The following is a 19,116-nucleotide window of genomic DNA, read 5'->3' on the forward strand; positions in this document are numbered from 1 at the left end:
GTAGCTGTCAAAAGGAGAAGAAAAAGGGTAAGATCGGAATAATAATTTCACCTTTTGGGGATGGATGACCATGAAAAGCCATGAACACTTTCTGCAAATGCTGCTCGGTCTTCCCGAGTGGGAGCCAGGGCTTGCGCAGCGGATCGGGATCAAGGAATTGTCCGAGCTGCTTTGCTGCACGCCGCGCAACGTGAAGCTGATTTTGCGCAAATGGGAGAAGGAAGGGCTGCTGAAGTGGCAGCCCGGAGTAGGAAGAGGCCATCATTCGACGCTGACGATTCTTTGCGACGTCGGTCAGTTTTTGAGCGATTCTTTTCAGCAGTTGCTGGCAGAAGGCAGCATCCGGGAAGCGGTGGAGCTTTTGCAGCATAAAAGCTTGCCTGTCAACGTCAAGCTGCGCTTGCACGAGGTGTGGAACGCTCAGTTCGGTTTTGTGGCTGAAGAGGGCGAGGCCAGGCGCCAGGACGTTTTGCGCATTCCGCGGGAGCGCGCTTTTTCGACCGTTGATCCGGCATTCGTCGCGGTATCGGCCGAGAGCCACTTCATCCAGCAAATTTGCCATACGCTCATCATTTTTGATCCGGCTACCCAAAGCTTTCGGCCGCAGCTCGCCCACGCGTGGGAAAGCGACCGGGAGATGACCTCCTGGACGTTTTATTTGCGAAAAGGCGTCCGTTTTCATCATGGGCGCGTGCTGACCGGAAAAGATGTAGCTTACACGGTGCAGCGACTCATCGACCTCGATTCGCCCTATCGCTGGCAGGTCGAGGATATTGCCAGCATCGAGCATCCCGACGATTATACGATTATCTTTCATTTGCGCGAGCCAAACGGATTTTTTCTGCATTTGGCGGCGTCGATCGCCCTGTCGGTTTTGCCGTACGATGTGCCGTTTTCCGAGCAGGCGATTGTGGGGACGGGACCTTTTCGCATGATGGAATTTACGGAGGACAGACTCGTCCTGGGCGCATTTGACGATTACTACCGGGAGCGGGCTATTCTGGACCGGGTAGAAATATGGCGCGTAACAGCCGCTGAGCAAACCGGGATGCGCTACCAGCTTCCGGAAATGCCGGCATCGTCGTCCGCCACTCGCGAGTGCGGGGACAGCCTGAATATCGAGTTTCAGGAGATCGGCTGCCATTATATGAACTTCAATTTTCGCAAGCCGGGCATTCAGCACGACTTTGCTTTTCGCCAGGCGATCAAGCATTTGCTCGACCCGGTTCAGATGATTGCGGAGCTGAAAAAAGAGCATTACTCCCCGGCAGGCAGCTTTTTGCCGGAAAGAAGCCGGCAAATGACTTTTGCGCCCTCGACGTTGGAAGAAGCGGCTGCGTGGCTGCAAAAAAGCGCCTATCAGGGAGAGGCGGTTGCGCTTTTTTACGGCGAAGGCAAGAAGTGCGAGGAGGAAGCGAAGTGGCTGCAGCAACGTTGTCAGCAGATTGGCATTCGGCTGGAGCTGAGAAGCATGACGAAAGCCGAGTTTTTGTCCGAGCTTCCCGATCGGCACGCCGATATGTGCATGATGGGAGAAGTGCTGCAACGTGATATCGAGCTGGGCTTGATCGAGGTGTACAAAAACAAATGCACGATGGTCCACCGCTTTTTGGACGACGAAAAAAGAGCGAGGATGGATGAACGTCTGTCAGCAGTGCTCAGCCTGGGCAAGCGTGACGAGCGGATGGAAGCGTTGGCCAAAATTGAGGATGAGTTGAAGGACGAGCTGTGGCTTTTGTTCATTTACCACGCCAAACGAATCGATCGCTATCACCCGGCACTGCGAGGAATTACGCTTGATTCCTTTGGCTGGATTGATTTTTCCAAACTGTGGGTAAAGTCGTTCGTTACCAGTCTGTAACCCTTTCTTGCCGAACTTTTCCTATCATAGAAGGAATTGCAGAACACGGTCATCACCATGTGCTGCAGGCCGCTTGCGGTCACATCCATATTTGAAAAACGGCGAGCTGTTCGCCCCCCGAAACGAACCGGGAAAGTTTTTCACAGGAGAAGGAGGCGTTACCGTTGAACAAAAGCGCGAAGAAAGGTATCTCTGTCCTGCTGGCGACTACGGTGCTAACAAGTCCATTTGTGATGGAGCCAAAAGCCGCTCATGCTCTTTCCATTGAGGAGGTTTCGGCAGACGATACAGACGTGGATGAAGAAACCGAATATACGATTGAGTTTGAAATCGCCAAGGAACTGGCGTCGGGAGACCTCATCTACGTCCGTTTCCCTTCCGACTTTACCGTTGACAAAAAGCTGAAAAAATCCGACGTATCGCTGAAGGACGATGGCGACAAGGTCACGATCGACAGCGTATCCGTCAACAAAAATGTGGTGGAAATCGAGGTCGGGGAACGCATCAAAAAAGGCTCCGTAGTCACCGTGACGATCGACAACGTCACCAACCCCGAAGACAAGGGAAGCTATTCGATTGAAGTCAAGACAAGCAGTGAAAGCACGTACAAGAGCAAAAAAGTCACGATCGGAAAGTCGTCATCCAGCAGCAGCAAGGGAGACTTCGAGGCTTCGCACAGCAACAAAAATGCAGAAGAAAGTATTTCCCTGACGCTGGGCAAATTCACGCTGGCGTCAAAAAGCAGCAAGCTGAAAGAGGGCAAGTACATTTACGTTGATTTCCCAACCAAAGACATGCTGCCCAAAAGCATCAGCAAGTCGGATGTGAAAGTGAACGGCTACAAAGCCGAGTACGTCTCGATTCTCGACAGCGATTCGATTCGCATCGAAATTCCGAGCGGCGCGGATGGCGACAACTACATCAAGCTGGAATTCAGCTCGTCTGCCGGAATCGTCAACCCGTCCACTCCCGGCAAGTCCTACTACTACACCGTCGAGTATGACAGCAAGGAGTACAAATCCAAGGATGTAGAAATTACGGGTGCAAGCAGCACGCCGTTCTCCGTCTCCTTGTCCGACAATTCGGCAGGAGCGAGATCCAGCTACACGTTTGACATTGATCTGGCTTCCAAGCTGTACAGCAATACAGAAATCCAGGTAGAGTTCCCGAACTGGGAGATGGTGCCGCCTGTAATCACTAACTCTAACGTAACCGTCAACGGCGATCAGGTGACGGGACTTAGCGTGAACGGGAACAAGGTGTTTTTCCGCACGCCCAGCGGCTTTTCCAGCACGAACCGCCTGACGATCAAATTCGCTTACGAAGGCTACCTGACCAATCCGAAGTCGTCGGGAACCTATAACATTACGGCAAAAATTGATAACAAAACGTACAAATCCAAAGATTTTCAAATTACCGGCGTAACCGCACCTGTGCCTGTCGACAATACGCTGGCAACTATCGGCCTGACCCGAGCGACTGCATCGACACCGGCAGGCTTGCAGGTAGGCATCAAAGGAATCGGCGTCCCGATCGTGCGCAACCAGGGCTTCATCGAGATCGTGTTCCCTGTCGGATTCCGCGTGCCGGCTTACGTGCCAGCCAATACGGTAACAGTGAACGGCGTAGCCGCAAACTACGTAGGCGCGCGCGGGCAAAACCTGATTATCGTTCCTTCGACGGACATCCCGGCGCGAGCAGCGGTGCAAGTCAACATCGCGGAAACAGCGGGAATTGTGAACCCGGCCACTCCGGGCGTGTACAGCATCGGCGTCTACACGTCCGAGGAAAAAGGCTTGATCTTTGCACGTCCGGCCACTGTGGTCGCGCTGAACGGCGTGAGCTTCAAAGCCAATGTCGCTTCGTTTACAAAATCAGGAAAAACGACAGCGCTGGCAGCCGCTCCTTACACAGTCAATGGCCACACGCTCATCCCGACGACGTTCTTCCGCGACGCGCTCGGCTTCTCGGTCAGCTATACGAAAACAACGGCCAAAGTCGTCAGCGGCAACACCGTGATGCAGTTCAAGGTCGGCTCCAACATCATGAACGTCAACGGCCAAAACGTCACCTTGCCGACAGCGGTTCAGTTGAAAAACAACATCCCGGCCTTGCCGCTCAAAGCGATTGCGGATCGCACCGGCTACAAAATCATCTACGTAAACGGAAACTACACGGTGTACAAATAAGCTTGAACAGAAGGAACCCCGCTTCCCCGCGGGGTTTTTTGTTCTAAAAGGACATCCCCCTCCATACGATGGTACAAGAAGGGTACGTAAGGGGGGAGTAATCATGAACGAGCACACGAAGCGGCCGCGCCACGAAATCGTGATGATTAATCGACGCAGTTTGGCGATTTCGGGAGTAAAAAACGTCGAAAGCTTTGACAGTGAAGAATTCCTCTTGGAAACGGACGGCGGCTTTTTAACCATACGAGGCCAAAACCTGCATATGAAAAATCTGAGTCTGGAAACCGGAGAAGTAGCGATCGAGGGCCTGGTTCACGAAATGGCCTATCTCGAGCAGGGGCAGGCCGGGGATCGGTCGAGAGGATTCTTCGGCAAGTTGTTCAAGTGAATATCATCCTTCAACTGCAGACGGTTTTGGCCATGTCGACGTGCGGAGCGCTTATGGGGATGGGTTTTGATACGTACCATGTGTTCAAAGGGAAGAGCAGGCTGCCGCTCTGGCTGGTCTTCTTCTTTGATATCCTGTTTTGGGTAGGCAGTATGGGGGCGGTCTTCTGGATTTTAGTGAAGGTAAACGACGGAATTATTCGCTTCCCCATCTTTTTTGGAATGATTTTCGGTGCGTGGCTGTATTTTTTATTAGGCAGTAAGAAGTATATCCTTTTCCTACACCGCATGATAAAATTCTGTCAGTGGTTATACCGAACGGTGCTGCAAATCATTGACACCCTGGTTGTGCGTCCTGTGCTCTTTCTTTACCGAGTGATCCTCATGGTACTGACATTTTTGTACTCCATGTTGCTCATGATCCTCGGCTTTTTGTGGAAAGTGACGCGTTTTGTCACCGCTCCTTTTGCCAGATGGGGTCAACATTTGGGGAAAAAAATGTTCGGAAAAACAACAGGAATCTGGACCAATTGGAAGAATTGGTTTCACTCAAAGAGAAAGCGGGAGTAAACCGAGGTGGCGAGATGATGAAAGAAGCAAAAACCTCTCCAATCAATCGAAAAGGGCAAAGACGGAGAATGCGGCTCTTTTTCTTTTTTATCCTCTGCTTTTTCGTCTGGACTGGCTATACGCTTTATTTGCAAAGCGGAGTGCTGGCCGAGAAGAAAAGCGAGCTGGAAGCTCTCAAGCAGGAAGCGGTTGTCCTGCAGCAAAAGCAAGAGGAGCTGACTTACGAGGCTAGCCGGCTGAACGATCAGGAATACCTGGCGGAACTGGCGCGCAAACGGATTTATTACACGAAGCAGGGCGAGAGCATTTACGTGATTCCGGAATAAGCTCACAGTGTGATCTTCTAGGAGAGGGAGGCTTTCCACGTACATGGGAGTCGAGATCGGGAGCAAACTGGAAGGAAAAGTCACAGGTATCACGAAGTTTGGCGCGTTTGTAGAGCTGCCGGGGAATGTGACCGGACTGGTGCACATCAGCGAGATTGCCGACGTCTATGTCAAAGATATTCATCAGTTTTTGAAAATCGGCGACATCGTAACGGTCAAGGTCCTCAGTGTCAAAGAAGGCAAGATTGGACTGTCGATCAAAAAGGCACAGGAAAAGGAACGGCAGCCCCGTCAGCCGCGGGAGCGAACGGAAGGCTTTGAGGATAAGCTGAACCGCTTCCTCAAAGAAAGCGAAGACCGCCTGTCCTCTCTGAAAAAGAGCGGAGACAAGAAGGGACGCGGTCGGTAGAATATCATCGGAAAATTATGACTTTTATTTTTTTGCCAAAAGCGCATTTTGACAGAAAAAAGAGGAAGGTCATTTGAAAGTAGTGACGAATAAGGTATCGTAAGCCCGTTTCGCAAAGCGCGAATCACCTGTCAGCCGACGTTATCCGCCATAACGTCGGTTTTTTTTGTCCAAACTCGCGGGTTAATTTGTCGCACGATTCTGTGAATACGCGCTGGTTTTTTGACAAATTTTACAATCCCACCTCCGTATAATGGAGAAACACATTGAACAAGAACGGGGTGGAGCTAAAATGATCGCAAACAAGAATGTGTCCCAGGCTGGTCAAGCATGGGCGCGCCAAGTGTCTGACCGAATGGATACTACCGCACGAACATGGGGAGACAAAGTCGCTGACGCCGTACAGAGATGGAATGTGCTTCCACTTTTGATGGGGTTTTTGCTCGGGCGGGCCTTGATCTTGGAAGAGCTGACGCCTTTTGCTATACCGTATTTTATCGTCATGTTCTATCTTCGCAGGGACTGCCTGCTCATCACGGGACTGGCGCTTGTTCTCGGGGCCTTTACCCAATCGGTTCCGATCGGGCTGCAGACGATCCTCAGTATCGTGCTGGCCCTCTTTGCTTGCAAAATGATGGAGCGGCTGCGCAGGAAAGACTTTTCGCGCACGCCACTGCTCGTCGTCATCACAATCTTCGTCAGTCGGCTGCTGTACGCCACGCTGACCAACCAGGTGAACACGTATGAGCTGGTCATGGTCGCTGTCGAAGCTGTACTCGGCTTCGTGCTGACGCTCATCTTCATCCAGTCGCTGTCGATCATTCACTTGGCCAAGCCTTACGAGCCGCTGAAAAATGAGGAAATCGTGTCGCTCGTCATTCTCCTCGCCTCGCTGATGACAGGCACGGTCGACTGGATGGTAGAAGGCATCTCGATGGAACACGTCCTCTCCCGCTATTTGCTGCTCGTCTTCGCCTTCGTCGGGGGCGGGACCGTAGGGGCCGCTGTTGGCGTCGTAACCGGGCTTATCCTCAGTTTGGCAAATGTAAGTGCCCTTCTGCAAATCAATTTGCTGGCGTTTTCCGGTCTTTTGGCAGGATTGCTCAAGGAAGGCGGAAAAGTAGGCGTCTCCGCAGGTCTGCTGATCGGGACGGCCATCCTGGCAATCTACGGCGGTGCGGAAGAGACGCTGTACTACTCCTTGATTGAAACCTCCTTGGCTATTGTTGCCTTCATCCTCACGCCTGCCGTGCTCTGGAAAAAGGTAGCCCGCTTCATTCCAGGCACGCCCGAAAATTTGCAATCCCATCAGGAATACATGCGCAGAGTCCGCGATGTGACGGCGGGCAAAATTCAGCAGTTCTCCGATTTGTTTACCCAGCTCTCCCGCAGCTTTGCGCAAACGGCAGACCAGGAGGAAATCGAGGAGCAGGCAGATGCGTTCCTCAGCCGCGTCTCGGAGTTCACGTGCCAAAAATGCTGGAAGAAGGAACAATGCTGGGAAAAGGACACGCAAGCCACATATGAAGGCATGCGTTATCTCATGGACAAAGTGTACGAAAACGGCACACTCGCGGGTGTAACCCCGCCGCGCGACTGGGAGCGAAAATGCGTCAAGACGGAAAAGGTGCTGACCGTGATGGAGCAGGAATACGACCGCCAGCAAGCTTTTGACCAGTTGAAAAAGCAAGTGAAGGAAAGCCGCAAGCTGGTGGCCGATCAGCTCTCGGGCGTTTCTCGGGTCATGAGCGACTTTGCCCGCGAAATCCAGCGGGAAGGGATGGAGCTGTCTTTTCAGGAGAAGCAAGTCTCGAAGGCGCTGGAAGGCTTGGGGCTGTCCGTGCGCCGGGTGGAGATTCACAGCCTGGAAGAAGGCAAGGTCGATATCGAAATCAGTCAGCCGACTTGCTACGGGCATGACGAGTGCGGCAAAATCGTCGCGCCGATGCTGACGGAAATTTTGGGCGAGAACATTGTGGTACGCGAGCGGCAATGCGAAGCGCAAAAAGACGGTTCATGCACGATGTGCCTCGCTTCCGCCAAAACATATGAAATCGAAATCGGCGTGGCTGGCGCTGCCAAGGACGGCAAGCTGCTGTCCGGCGACAGCTTCCGCACGATGGATCTCGGCAATGGCAAGATGGCCCTGGCGATCAGTGACGGCATGGGCAATGGCGAGCGGGCCTTTTTGGAGAGCCAGTCCGCCCTCGACATGCTCCAGCAGTTGCTGCGCTCCGGTATGGACGAAAAAATTTCGATCAAGACGGTCAATTCCATTCTGGCGCTGCGCTCCACAGACGAAATGTTCGCGACGGTTGATTTGGCGCTGATCGATTTGCAGACAGCCCACACCCGTTTTATCAAAATCGGCTCCACGCCGAGCTTCGTCAAACGCAAAAGCGATGTCATCACGATTACAGCCAACAACCTGCCCGTCGGCATTCTCGAAGAAATCGAGGTCGACGTCGTGTCGAGAATGCTCAAGCCGGGCGATCTGCTGGTCATGATGTCCGACGGCATCTACGAGGCGCCGCGGCATATCGAAAACAGGCAAGCGTGGATGAAGCGGATCATCGGCGAGCTGGAGACAGACGACCCGCAGGAAGTCGCCGATCTGCTCCTGGAAAAAGTCATTCGCCAGCACTCCGGCAAAATTGTCGACGACATGACCGTCCTCGTGGCGCGGATTGACCGCTTTGTGCCGCAATGGTCCGCCATCCAGGTACACGGGATGGAGAAGCTGGAGCGGCCGCGGATTGTAAGCTAGGGGTATGTTTTCCCATCAGAGCGTCGATACTGTTGCTAAAACAGGCTGAATGGGGAGATTATTTGTGAAAGAAGCGACACTTCGTCAAATTCTGGTAGTAACGGACGGCTGCTCCAATTCGGGGATGAGCCCGGTTGCAGCCGCTGCTCTTGCCCGCGAGCAAGGGATTACGGTAAACGTCATTGGCGTCATTGACAAAAGCGAACTGGGCGAAAAAGGGGAGCGTGAAATCCGCGAAATCGCCGAAGCGGGAGGCGGGCTGTGCGACATCGTCTATCCGCAGCAGCTTGCGCAGACGGTGCAGATGCTGACGCGCAAGGCGATGACGCGAACCATCCATCAAGTGGTCAATAAAGAATTGAAGGAGATTTTGGGCGATTCCGGAATAGAGGAGCTGGCTCCCGACAAGCGCGTGCAGGTGGCAGGCATGGTGGACGAGCTGGGGGAAAAAAGTAGCCTGAACGTCGTGATGTTGGTCGATACATCGGGCAGCATGAAGCCAAAGCTGTCGGCGGTTCAGCAAGCCATTCACGATTTTAGCATCAGCTTGCACTCCCGAAGCGGGAAAAGCAGAATGGCTGTGGGTTCATTTCCTGGGAAACAAAAGTATTTGGATATACGCATCCCGTGGACAGACAAGGTGGAGCAGGCGCATCAGTTGACCAGCGATTTGGCCATGAGCGGAATTACCCCGACTGGGCCTGCGATTGTCGAGGCGATTGCCTTGTTTGAGCAGGATAAACTCCCAAGCTCGCTGCAGGAGCGCTATCGCGACGAAGAAGAAAATGACGACATGAACGGAAGTTTGCGCGACCATGTCTTCTAAGGCAGCGACTCCCGATCTGCCCACACATTTTCAGGGCAAATGGAACCGGAGGTCGTACCACGTTCTGCGGGAGTTGGGGCGTGGTGCGAACGGCACCGTCTACCTCGTTTCCCAGGACGGCGTGCGTCGCGCTGTCAAGGTAGGCGTGGAAGGCATGGATATTTTAATGGAAGTGAACGTGCTGAAAAGCATACAACAGGGGCGGGATTCCAAAGTGGGACCGCTCCTGTGTGATGTGGACGACCTCGTCGTGAACGGCAAGCCGTGTACGTTTTACGCCATGGAGTACCTGGAAGGCGAGCAGTTGGACCGATACATCAAAAAAGAAGGGGCGGAATGGGTGCCCGTCATGATCGTCCAGCTTTTGGCGAGGCTGGACGTCTTGCACAAGCACGGCTACATTTTCGGTGACCTCAAGCCGGAGAACATCATGGTGAGCCAGACGGACAAAACGGTGCGGCTGATTGATTTTGGCGGCGTGACGAAGCATGGGAATGCCGTCCGCCAGTTTACGGAGGAGTACGATCGGGCTTTTTGGCACGCAGGGGACAGGCGGGCCGAAACGGGCTATGATCTGTTTTCCGCAGCCGTCATGATGGTGCGTCTGACTGTTGGAAACGAGACGTGGAAAAGCAGCCTCAGTGAACCGCGTCACACGGGATTGCTCTGTGATATAATACGGAAAAGTGACAGCCTTTACCCTTATCGAGTGCCTTTGTTGAAGGCTTTTCACGGGAAGTTTGCCACAGCCCAGGAAATGAGATCCGAGCTGTTGGCGGTGCTTCGGGAGCGAACGGTCGCGAAGCCGCAAAAGAAGGCTCCGGCTGCCGCCGGGAAAGCGGGGAAAGTAGGCGGAGGCATTAGCGGTTTGTTCGTCGCCTCGCTCTTGCTGTTGGCTGGCACTTTGTATTATGCATGGTTCATGTGAAGGATGTGACGGTTTGTGTCCTCGGATTTGGTGATGGATACTTGCTTGTTGGCAGGATCAATTATATTGAAAAATGGTGGTGAAACATACCGGACGGAAGAGACGATGACATTGATCGCAGAGGCGGCGGGCATGGATGACGTCAACAGCTCCGCTACGCCAACGAGCATCATTTTGTCTTTCCGGTGCAGCGGGCTCGATCATACCCGTATGGTGCGGACCCCTAAGCGGACTACCAATTTGAATAAAATTACACTCGTAAACGATGTGTCCCGCAGGTTCGTCGGCGGAAAAATCAATTTGGAGCAAGCGTATCGACTGCTGCGCCAAATCGACCAGGAAAAGCCGATTTATCCGAAATGGATGCAGCATATCGCAGCCGCTATCGCCAGCGGCTCCTTCGCCATGCTGGCGGGCGGTACATGGTTTGACCTCATCCCGTCCGCATTGGCGGGGCTGATCGTCAATCTCAGCCTTGAATATTTGGAACAGTTTGTTCGAATGAAGTTTTTTACGGAATTTTCGGCTGCCTTGCTGGGCGGGCTGTTCGCCTTGCTGGCCGTAACCGTCTTTCCACAGTTGCACATTAGCATCATTATTATCGGTGCTATGCTTCCGTTGTTCCCAGGGATCGCGATCACCAACTCGCTGCGGGATTTGCTGGCGGGTGATCTGGTTGCAGGTGTGTCACGGGGAGTCGAGGCCATGTTGACGGCCGTCTCCGTAGCGGTAGCCACAGCGATTATTCTCTGGGTGGGGTGAGAAGTATGTTTTTTCAAGGTTTGGCGCTGAGCTTCGTCTCGTCAATGGCGTGGTGTGTGCTGTTTAACGTCCCGGTCCGCACGATTTTGGCCGGCGGATTGGCAGGTATGGTCGGTTTTTGCGTGTTCTCGCTGTTGCCGATCTTGGGCGCGGAAGTGTTGCTTTCGACATTTGCTTCCGCGGCGATCGTCTCGTTGCTGAGTCAATTTTTATCCATCTTGCTTCGCGTTCCTTCGACCAACTTTAGCGTTGCGGGCATCATCCCGCTCGTTCCGGGGTCTTTGGCTTACAAGTCGATGCTCGCTTTCGTGAACAACAACTACGTGGAAGGCATTACCCTGGCGACCAAGACGATGATGGTGGCCGGAGCTATCGCATCTGGACTTATTTTTGGTATTTCCGTCGTGACGATCTGGAAAGGAGCCCGCTATGCTGGCAAGCGTACACAACGAGATTGAGGCTTCCGGGCTTTTGCTTCCCGGGGAAACGATTGTGGTAGGGGTTTCCGGCGGCAATGATTCTACAGCTCTTTTGCATATATTGGCTTCTCTCAATAAACAATATCAATACGGCTGGAAGCTGCATGCCGTACACCTGAATCACGGCTTTCGCGGAGAGGAGGCCAGGCTGGACGCACAGTACGCAGAGGCGTTGTGCAGCGAGCTTGGCGCAGTTTTTCACCTGTTTGCGTACGATGTCCCCTCCTATATGAAAAAGACGGGAAAAGGGAGCCAGGAGGCGAGCCGCGAGCTTCGCTACCGCTTTTATCGCGAGGTAGGCAGCGCGCACGGGGCGAGCAAGCTGGCATTGGCGCATCATGCAGACGACCAGGTCGAGACGATTTTGTTTCGCCTCGTTCGCGGCAGCAGGCTGCAGGGACTTACAGGCATGCCGCAGCGTCGCATGCTGGAGGACAGCGAGATGGAACTGGTGCGTCCTCTGTTGCATAAAACGCGTCAGGAACTGGAAGCCTATTGCCAGGAAAATCGTCTTGTCCCGCGTGAGGACAGCAGCAACCGATCGCGCAAGTACAAGCGCAATTTGCTGCGTCTTGACGTGATGCCGTTGCTTGCCGAGGTGAACGAGAGGTACCGCGAGCATATTCTCGATCTCGCCAGGGCGATTTCGCAGGATGAAGCTTTTTTGACACGGCTGGCCCGCGAACGTCTGGATGAGGCCACGATCGAAAAGACACAGGAAGCATTTATGATTGACAAAGACAAGTTTCAAACTTGTGACGTTGCTTTACAAAGGAGAATGATTACTCTAATATTAAGTTATCTCTCAAAACATACCGAATGGTCTTCGCAGCATGTGGAGACCGTTTTGCACATGCTAGGGGGGAGTCGCCCTTCTGCGGAACTGCATTTGCCCGACAACATGGCGGTAAGCCGGATGTACGGACGAGTACTTTTTAGTCGTAGGAAGCGGCAAGACTGCATACATACCTATAGTTACGAACTCGCAGTTCCAGGGGTGACCCGGATCGACGAGAGCAATGCCACGGTACATATTTCTTACCTTGAAGGTCCCATGGATTGGGGGCGACTCCCGGGCAATGAAGCGGTGTTTGACGCCGATCAGCTTCCAGGAGCGCTGTATTTGCGTAACCGGAAACCAGGAGACCGTCTCACCCTGTTTGGCTCGGCAGATGGAAAGAAGCTGAAAGATCTACTCATTGATGCCAAAATTCCGCGAGCATGGCGGGACAAACTTCCGCTCTTGACGGCGGGCGATGAGGTAATTTGGGTACCAGGCGTGCGCCGTTCCGCCGTGGCGCCGGTAAATGGACAGACCAGGCGTTTTCTACACGTGCGGGTAGAGTTTGGAGAAGATTGGCGGGAGGTTTTTTCATGAATCAAGACATCGAGAAGATTTTGCTATCAGAAGAAGATATTGCAGGAAAGGTAAAGGAATTGGGCAAGACACTGGCTGCCGAATACAAGGACAAAAATCCGTTGGTGATTTGCGTTCTGAAAGGCGCGGTTGTTTTCATGGCTGACCTGATCCGCCACATGGATATTCCGTGCGAAATGGATTTCATGGCGGTTTCCAGCTACGGAAGCGGAACCGAGTCCTCCGGCATGGTGAAAATTCTGAAGGACCTTGATACCTCCGTGCAAAACAGACATGTGCTGGTAGTAGAAGACATCATGGATAGCGGATTGACACTGAGCCGATTGGTAGAGCTGTTGCGCCATCGGGAAGCTGCCTCTGTGAAAGTCGTGACACTCCTCAACAAACCGGAGCGTCGCAAGGTGGATATTTCGCCAGACTACAGCGGTTACGATATTCCGGACGAGTTTGTCGTCGGATACGGTCTGGACTACGCCGAGCGGTATCGTAATTTGCCGTACATCGGGGTATTGAAGCCTGAAGTCTACACCAAGTAGCTTTGTTGTGGAGACTCGGCAAAATATGATAAAATGTGAAAAGTGTCTGTTCGTGAGAGGAGGTAAGGAATGAATCGCTTTTTTCGTAATACCGGGTTCTACCTGCTGATTTTTCTTGTCACGGTCGGGATCGTGAATTTCATCCTCTCCGGTACTGATAAGGTTGGGAAACTTACATATCAGGATTTCCGGGTACAGCTTAAAGCTGACAATGTTACAGAGCTATCCATGCGCCCTGAAAATGGTACATACAGGGTAGAGGGTACACTAGCTAAAGCTATTCCGGGACAGGAAAGCAACAAATTTTTTACCAACGTTCCTTTGTACGACTCTGATGTTGTAAAGCTGGTCGAGACGAAAATTGATGAACAAAAACTGAAAAAGGTAGAGTTCAATCCAGCGGAGGGCAACAGCATTTGGCTCACGTTCCTGACCTCGATCATTCCTTTTGTCATCATTTTCATCCTGTTTTTCTTCCTTCTGAACAATGCCCAGGGTGGCGGCAGCCGAGTGATGAACTTCGGAAAAAGCCGCGCGAAGCTGTACAACGAAGAGAAGAAGCGCGTTACGTTTGACGATGTAGCGGGTGCAGATGAAGAAAAAGCGGAGCTGGAGGAAGTCGTTGAGTTCCTGAAAGACCCGCGCAAATTTAACGCCGTTGGTGCCCGTATTCCAAAAGGGGTCCTGCTCGTAGGTCCTCCAGGTACTGGTAAAACCTTGCTCGCCCGCGCTGTTGCTGGTGAGGCAGGCGTTCCGTTCTTCAGCATTTCCGGTTCTGACTTCGTGGAAATGTTCGTCGGGGTGGGTGCATCCCGCGTGCGTGACCTGTTTGAAAACGCGAAGAAAAATGCTCCGTGCATTATCTTCATCGACGAGATCGACGCCGTAGGTCGCCAGCGTGGAGCTGGTCTCGGCGGTGGTCATGACGAGCGCGAGCAAACCCTCAACCAGTTGCTCGTAGAGATGGACGGTTTCGGCGGCAACGAAGGCATCATCATGGTGGCTGCGACCAACCGACCTGACATTCTCGACCCGGCGCTTCTGCGTCCAGGACGTTTTGACCGTCAAATCACAGTGGATCGTCCCGACATCAAAGGCCGTGAAGCGGTGCTCAAGGTTCATGCCCGCAACAAGCCGCTTGGCGACGACGTGAAGCTGGATGTGATTGCCCGTGGTACTTCGGGCTTCACAGGTGCTGATTTGGAGAACTTGCTGAACGAAGCTGCTCTCCTTACTGCCCGCAAAAACAAAAAGCAAATCAGCATGAAGGAAGTGGACGAAGCGATCGACCGCGTCATTGCTGGTCCGGCGAAAAAGTCTCGCGTTGTCAGCGAGGACGAAAGACGCCTGGTTGCTTTCCACGAAGCCGGTCACACCATTATCGGCTATCACCTGAGAAATGCAGAAATGGTACATAAGGTAACGATCATTCCGCGCGGCCAGGCTGGCGGATACACCGTGATGCTGCCAAAAGAAGACCGTTTCTTTGCTACCAAAACAGATTTGCTCGACAAAATCGTCGGCCTCTTGGGTGGACGAGTGGCTGAGGAGCTGGTGCTCGGGGATATCAGTACCGGGGCACACAATGACTTCCAGCGCGCGACCGCGATTGCCCGCAGCATGATTACCGAATACGGGATGAGCAGACTCGGTCCGATGCAGTTCGGCAAGAGCCAGGGACAGGTATTCCTGGGCCGCGATTACGGCAACGAGCGCAACTACTCCGACAAGATCGCCTATGAGATTGATCTGGAAATGCAAAACATCATCAACGAATGCTACGCCAAGTGTAAAGAGTTGCTGACCAAGCACCGCGATCAGCTCGATCTGATTGCGAACACTCTGCTGCGCGTAGAAACACTTGATGCAGATCAGATCAAACAACTGATCGAGACGGGCAGAATGGACAACGATCCAGACAATCCGGATAACGGCGATGTGGTCGTCAACATTCAACCGAAGCAAGACGAAACAAACGAAGAACCGAAACAATAAGGGGCGCCTCAGGTGCCTCTTTTCTTCATAAAAGGACAAGAGGTTTGCTTTCGCAAAATCATAATCAACCGAATCGATCTGGAGGAGGAGAAATGATGCTGCTTACACCGGGAATGGCTGCATTTGATATGGACGGTACGTTGTTGAACGAGGCATCACAAATGACAGAAGGGACGAGAGCGGCACTGTTCAAGCTGCAAGAAAAGGGCTGCAAGCTGGTGCTGTCGACAGGCAGAATGTTCGGCTCCGCCCAAGTCCCGATTGACTCGTTTCCATTTGACGGATACGTATGCAGCAACGGGGCAGCGATTTATGAAAAAGACGGCACGCTGGTTCGCCGCTTTTACTTGTCCAAGGAAATGGTGATTGATGCGATCCATGCGCTGCGACAAGAGCCGATTTACTACGAACTGCATGATACGAACAGCAACCGCTGGATGGTGCAGGAGGATCGTGAGCGTCTGGAGGCGATCATCGAGCAGGATGCATCGGTGGAGGGAGTCTCCATGCGGCAGTTTGCGTTTTACAGGCTCGCCCGCGTCGCGCCGCTTGCGGAAATGCTGCAAAAAATCGAAAGCGGAGAAGCGGAAATCGTCAAGTTTTTCGTCTGGGACAACAATCCGGAACGGCTGAAGCGGGTTGCTGAGCAGTTCAACCCGTGGCAGGAGCAGGTGACGATCACTTCGTCCGGCAAGCAAAATATCGAGGTCATTCCCCACGGCGTTTCCAAATGGGAAGGACTGCTGTATTTTTGCAAGACGTGGGGAATAGCGCCCGAACAGGTGATGGCGTTCGGCGATGCGGAGAACGATCGCGAGGCGTTGACCGGGGCTGGCTATTCGGTGGCGATGGAAAACGCAACGCCTGCGATCAAGCAGATTGCCAAATATATCGCGCCGCATCATAACGACGATGGCGTAGCCCGATTTATTTTGGAACGCGTGATTGGCGAGCCGACGATATAGCCGACAAAGTGGAATCATAGCTGTAAAAGTCTTTAAAAGCGGTAGCAAAACTCTCTCTGCCGAGAAACCGTCCTTAGCCTGGGCGGTTTTTGTTGTTGTTGAGAATGGTTATCAATTATAATGAGCGTAGCTATTCGGAGAGGAGAGAGTACCCCCTATGATGCAAAAAGAGCTTTTTCTTCTGTGGAATCACGCTTCCGTCAAAGTCATGGACGTACGCCACCAGATTGTGCGGCCAGGGGAAAAACAGAGGTTTGATCCGCTCCCTTCGAGTGTGTTTCTGTATTTCATTCGCGGTCGCGCCGAGGTGTTGCTGGATGAGCTGGCGTATTCTGTGCGCAGCTTTCACGTCATTCACGGCGGCAAGGGACTGACGCTCGAAATCACGGCCTGCGAAAACGACGCGGAATACTACATTCTTTTTTATAAAGCGGTTATTTCTTTGCCATGCCGCCAGGAAATCATGCAGCTTTTGGAGCGGCGCAACTGGTTTTTGGCTCCGTATGCCTTTATTCCCCAACAGTCTGTCGCCCTGTTCGATCAGGTGGAAAAGCTGCACGCAGTTTGGCAGGCGAACGACGCCGATCCTGTGCGGCAACTGCGGGCGAGAGGGCTGTTTCAGCTTTTTGTCTCCGAGCTGTTGCGGCAAATGGACGAAGAAGCGCGAGGCTACGGAAAAGCCGACCTTGTTTCCCAGGCGAAGCAGCACAACTACAATCTGTTTAATAATGAAAATCATTATCGAAAAGGTGAGGGAGAGAAAGTGCAGCTATTCAGAAATGGAACCAAAGGCAAAATGCACAAGCTGATGCTGGGGCTCGCGTTGCTTTTGAGTGCATGCTCCAGTCCTGGGAATGGCGGGGCAGTCAACAGCAGTCCTCCGCAGTCGACGCAGCAAACAACAGAAGCTTCGGCCGCAGCGAATGCCCAGCAAGCGAAGCAGCAGCAATGGCCGCGAACCTATGTGGATGCGACAGGAAAAGAAGTGGTGATTGCCAAGCAGCCACAGCGTGTTGCCGTTACTCACTTTGGAATGATGGAGTATTTCTTTGCGCTGGAAACACCTCCGATCGCCTCTACACTGGCAGAGCGCATGCTGGGATCGTTTGAAACGTTGAAGCCTTACGCCAAAACAGCCACAGTCAAAGATATCGGTGAAGTGACTACACCGAATCTGGAGCTGATGACGGAGCTTGAACCGGATTTGATTGTAGCTTTTTCCGGGACGCACAATGACGTCTACGAAGATTTGAGCCATATTTCCACCGTTGCGATGATTAACAATACAGAGGAGCGAACCTGGGCAGAGACGCTCCGCGAATACGCCAAACTGATCGGCAAAGAGCAGTTGGCCGAGGACTATATCACGAAGCTGGAAGCGCTGATGGCAGAAGCCGGAGAAAAATTGGCCGCGAAAAAGGACAAAACCGTGACGTTCCTGCGGGCATCAGGTGACGGCAGCACTTTTTACGTGCTCGATGACAATGACGTCTCGTATGCTTTCGATGAAAAATCCGGGCTGGGCCTCAAACCTCCCGGCCAGTACAAGCTGGAGGGCGACGTCGTTTCTTTGGAAGGCATAACAGTGCTCGATCCCGACTACATTTTCCTCGTCGATTATTTGGACAATATGGATACGACGCTTGCCGAGCTGAACAAAAGCAAAGTGTGGCAGTCGCTGAATGTCTCGATCAGTACAAAAGGTCCGTTGGCGGTTGAGTACACGACGAAGGAGCTGCTCCGGGTTCTTGCGGAATAGCCTCCAAAATCAATCGCATGGACGGAGAGGAGAGCGGGCAGATGAGTCAGCCTAGCGTGCTACACGATACGTTTAACGAACGACAGTTATTGATTTACTTTCCTGACGGTTATGCGGACAGCGACCAGCGTTACCCTGTCGTCTATTTGCAGGACAGGAGATTTGATTGAGCCAAACGATAGCGACACCTTGCTGAAAGTGCGGGAGCTGACGGCGAAGGGCGAGTTGCCAGGTATGATTTTTGTCGGAGTGGCTTCGTTTGATCGCAACGACGAATACACGCCGTTTGTTTCGCCCAACGTGTTTGAGCCAGGCAAGATGTTTGGCGGCAATGCATCCGTCTACGCCCGTTTTCTGGCGAACGAGCTGAAGCCGTACATCGACAGCAAGCTGCGGACGCTGCCGGACAGAGAGCATACGGGGATTATGGGCTTTTCGTTTGGCGGGCTTATCTCCGTCTACACGGCTTTCGCGTATCCGGATTTTTTTGGGCGAATCGGGAGCTTTTCCGGCTCCTTCTGGTTTCCGGGCATCATCGAATGGCTGGAGCAGTTGCCCATCCGGCAGACAGGCCAGCGCCTCTACATGAACCTGGGACATGCAGAAGGTGCAGGCCGCACGAACGGACAACAGTGGATGGTGCCCAACAGCAAAAAGGTGTATGAACTTTTGCTGCAAAACGGCTTTACCGAAAGCACGGTGCGCCAGGTGATTTACGAGAGCGAGTACCATTCCTTCGATCTGGGGGTGCAGTACGTCCCGGAGGCGCTGCAATGGTTGTTCCGGGCAGAGTAGACGAGAGCGACAGGCTCATATCCTTTTTAAAAGACAGATTGTAATATCAAGTGCGACACCTAGATAAAAAAACGGCCCATGATTGATTCGTGTAAAATGAAGTCACCACAACACCATTTACACAGGAGAATCAATCATGAGTTATACACATCTTAGCATAACAGAGCGTAGTGAGCTAGCACTC

At 52.8% G+C, this 19,116-nt stretch carries 18 protein-coding genes; all 18 read left to right on the top strand.

Going from position 1 to position 19,116, the window contains the following annotated elements:
• Positions 1-70: 70 nt before the first annotated feature.
• The 18 genes from AC3WQH_RS10975 (at position 71) to AC3WQH_RS11060 (ending at position 18,932) form a co-directional block, all read left to right on the top strand.
• A complete protein-coding gene (locus AC3WQH_RS10975; RefSeq protein WP_492332032.1) occupies positions 71-1,861 on the top strand; it encodes an SgrR family transcriptional regulator in 1,791 nt (596 codons plus the stop codon).
• Positions 1,862-2,025: 164 nt separating this feature from the next.
• Positions 2,026-4,050, top strand: a complete 2,025-nt coding sequence (locus AC3WQH_RS10980; protein WP_122952821.1) for a copper amine oxidase N-terminal domain-containing protein — start codon at positions 2,026-2,028, stop codon at positions 4,048-4,050.
• 103 nt (positions 4,051-4,153) lie between these two features.
• Entirely contained in the window at positions 4,154-4,438 is a 285-nt protein-coding gene (yabP, locus tag AC3WQH_RS10985) for a sporulation protein YabP (protein WP_005828636.1), read from the top strand.
• Positions 4,435-5,007, top strand: a complete 573-nt coding sequence (gene yabQ, locus AC3WQH_RS10990; RefSeq protein ID WP_005828634.1) for a spore cortex biosynthesis protein YabQ — start codon at positions 4,435-4,437, stop codon at positions 5,005-5,007. The genes yabP and yabQ overlap by 4 nt, the downstream gene beginning before the upstream one ends.
• A 17-nt stretch (positions 5,008-5,024) precedes the next feature.
• Positions 5,025-5,333 carry an FtsB family cell division protein gene (locus AC3WQH_RS10995; protein WP_005828633.1) on the top strand — a complete coding sequence of 103 codons (309 nt, stop codon included), beginning with the start codon at positions 5,025-5,027 and terminating at the stop codon, positions 5,331-5,333.
• A 43-nt stretch (positions 5,334-5,376) separates the two neighbouring features.
• Positions 5,377-5,742: a S1 RNA-binding domain-containing protein gene (locus tag AC3WQH_RS11000; protein WP_005828631.1), complete on the top strand. Its 366-nt coding sequence runs from the start codon at positions 5,377-5,379 to the stop codon at positions 5,740-5,742.
• Between the two features lie 292 nt (positions 5,743-6,034).
• A complete protein-coding gene (gene spoIIE, locus AC3WQH_RS11005) occupies positions 6,035-8,509 on the top strand; it encodes a stage II sporulation protein E (protein WP_026556966.1) in 2,475 nt (824 codons plus the stop codon).
• Positions 8,510-8,573: 64 nt separating this feature from the next.
• Positions 8,574-9,335: a vWA domain-containing protein gene (locus tag AC3WQH_RS11010; protein WP_005828628.1), complete on the top strand. Its 762-nt coding sequence runs from the start codon at positions 8,574-8,576 to the stop codon at positions 9,333-9,335.
• Positions 9,325-10,263 carry a serine/threonine protein kinase PrkT gene (gene prkT / locus AC3WQH_RS11015; protein WP_025848767.1) on the top strand — a complete coding sequence of 313 codons (939 nt, stop codon included), beginning with the start codon at positions 9,325-9,327 and terminating at the stop codon, positions 10,261-10,263. The genes AC3WQH_RS11010 and prkT overlap by 11 nt, the downstream gene beginning before the upstream one ends.
• 15 nt (positions 10,264-10,278) lie before the next feature.
• Positions 10,279-11,025: a threonine/serine exporter family protein gene (locus AC3WQH_RS11020; protein ID WP_005828626.1), complete on the top strand. Its 747-nt coding sequence runs from the start codon at positions 10,279-10,281 to the stop codon at positions 11,023-11,025.
• Between the two features lie 5 nt (positions 11,026-11,030).
• Positions 11,031-11,483: a threonine/serine exporter family protein gene (locus AC3WQH_RS11025; protein ID WP_005828624.1), complete on the top strand. Its 453-nt coding sequence runs from the start codon at positions 11,031-11,033 to the stop codon at positions 11,481-11,483.
• Positions 11,455-12,882: a tRNA lysidine(34) synthetase TilS gene (gene tilS / locus AC3WQH_RS11030; RefSeq protein WP_007776407.1), complete on the top strand. Its 1,428-nt coding sequence runs from the start codon at positions 11,455-11,457 to the stop codon at positions 12,880-12,882. The genes AC3WQH_RS11025 and tilS overlap by 29 nt, the downstream gene beginning before the upstream one ends.
• Positions 12,879-13,418 (top strand): hypoxanthine phosphoribosyltransferase, encoded by a 540-nt coding sequence (gene hpt, locus AC3WQH_RS11035; RefSeq protein ID WP_005828622.1) that lies wholly within the window; start codon positions 12,879-12,881, stop codon positions 13,416-13,418. The genes tilS and hpt overlap by 4 nt, the downstream gene beginning before the upstream one ends.
• Before the next feature lie 69 nt (positions 13,419-13,487).
• Positions 13,488-15,413 (top strand): ATP-dependent zinc metalloprotease FtsH, encoded by a 1,926-nt coding sequence (gene ftsH / locus AC3WQH_RS11040; RefSeq protein WP_005828620.1) that lies wholly within the window; start codon positions 13,488-13,490, stop codon positions 15,411-15,413.
• 95 nt (positions 15,414-15,508) lie between these two features.
• Positions 15,509-16,378 carry a Cof-type HAD-IIB family hydrolase gene (locus tag AC3WQH_RS11045; RefSeq protein ID WP_005828619.1) on the top strand — a complete coding sequence of 290 codons (870 nt, stop codon included), beginning with the start codon at positions 15,509-15,511 and terminating at the stop codon, positions 16,376-16,378.
• Between the two features lie 157 nt (positions 16,379-16,535).
• A complete protein-coding gene (locus AC3WQH_RS11050; RefSeq protein ID WP_492332033.1) occupies positions 16,536-18,137 on the top strand; it encodes an ABC transporter substrate-binding protein in 1,602 nt (533 codons plus the stop codon).
• Positions 18,138-18,178: 41 nt separating this feature from the next.
• Positions 18,179-18,307, top strand: coding sequence for a hypothetical protein (locus AC3WQH_RS11055; protein ID WP_492332034.1), 129 nt, complete (start codon positions 18,179-18,181; stop codon positions 18,305-18,307).
• The gene (locus AC3WQH_RS11060) at positions 18,300-18,932 is read left to right on the top strand and encodes an alpha/beta hydrolase (protein WP_492332035.1); all 633 of its coding nucleotides are present in this window, start codon (positions 18,300-18,302) and stop codon (positions 18,930-18,932) included. The genes AC3WQH_RS11055 and AC3WQH_RS11060 overlap by 8 nt, the downstream gene beginning before the upstream one ends.
• The last annotated feature ends 184 nt before the right edge of the window (positions 18,933-19,116 follow it).

The sequence above is a fragment of the Brevibacillus sp. FW301-21C12A genome (assembly GCF_058788915.1).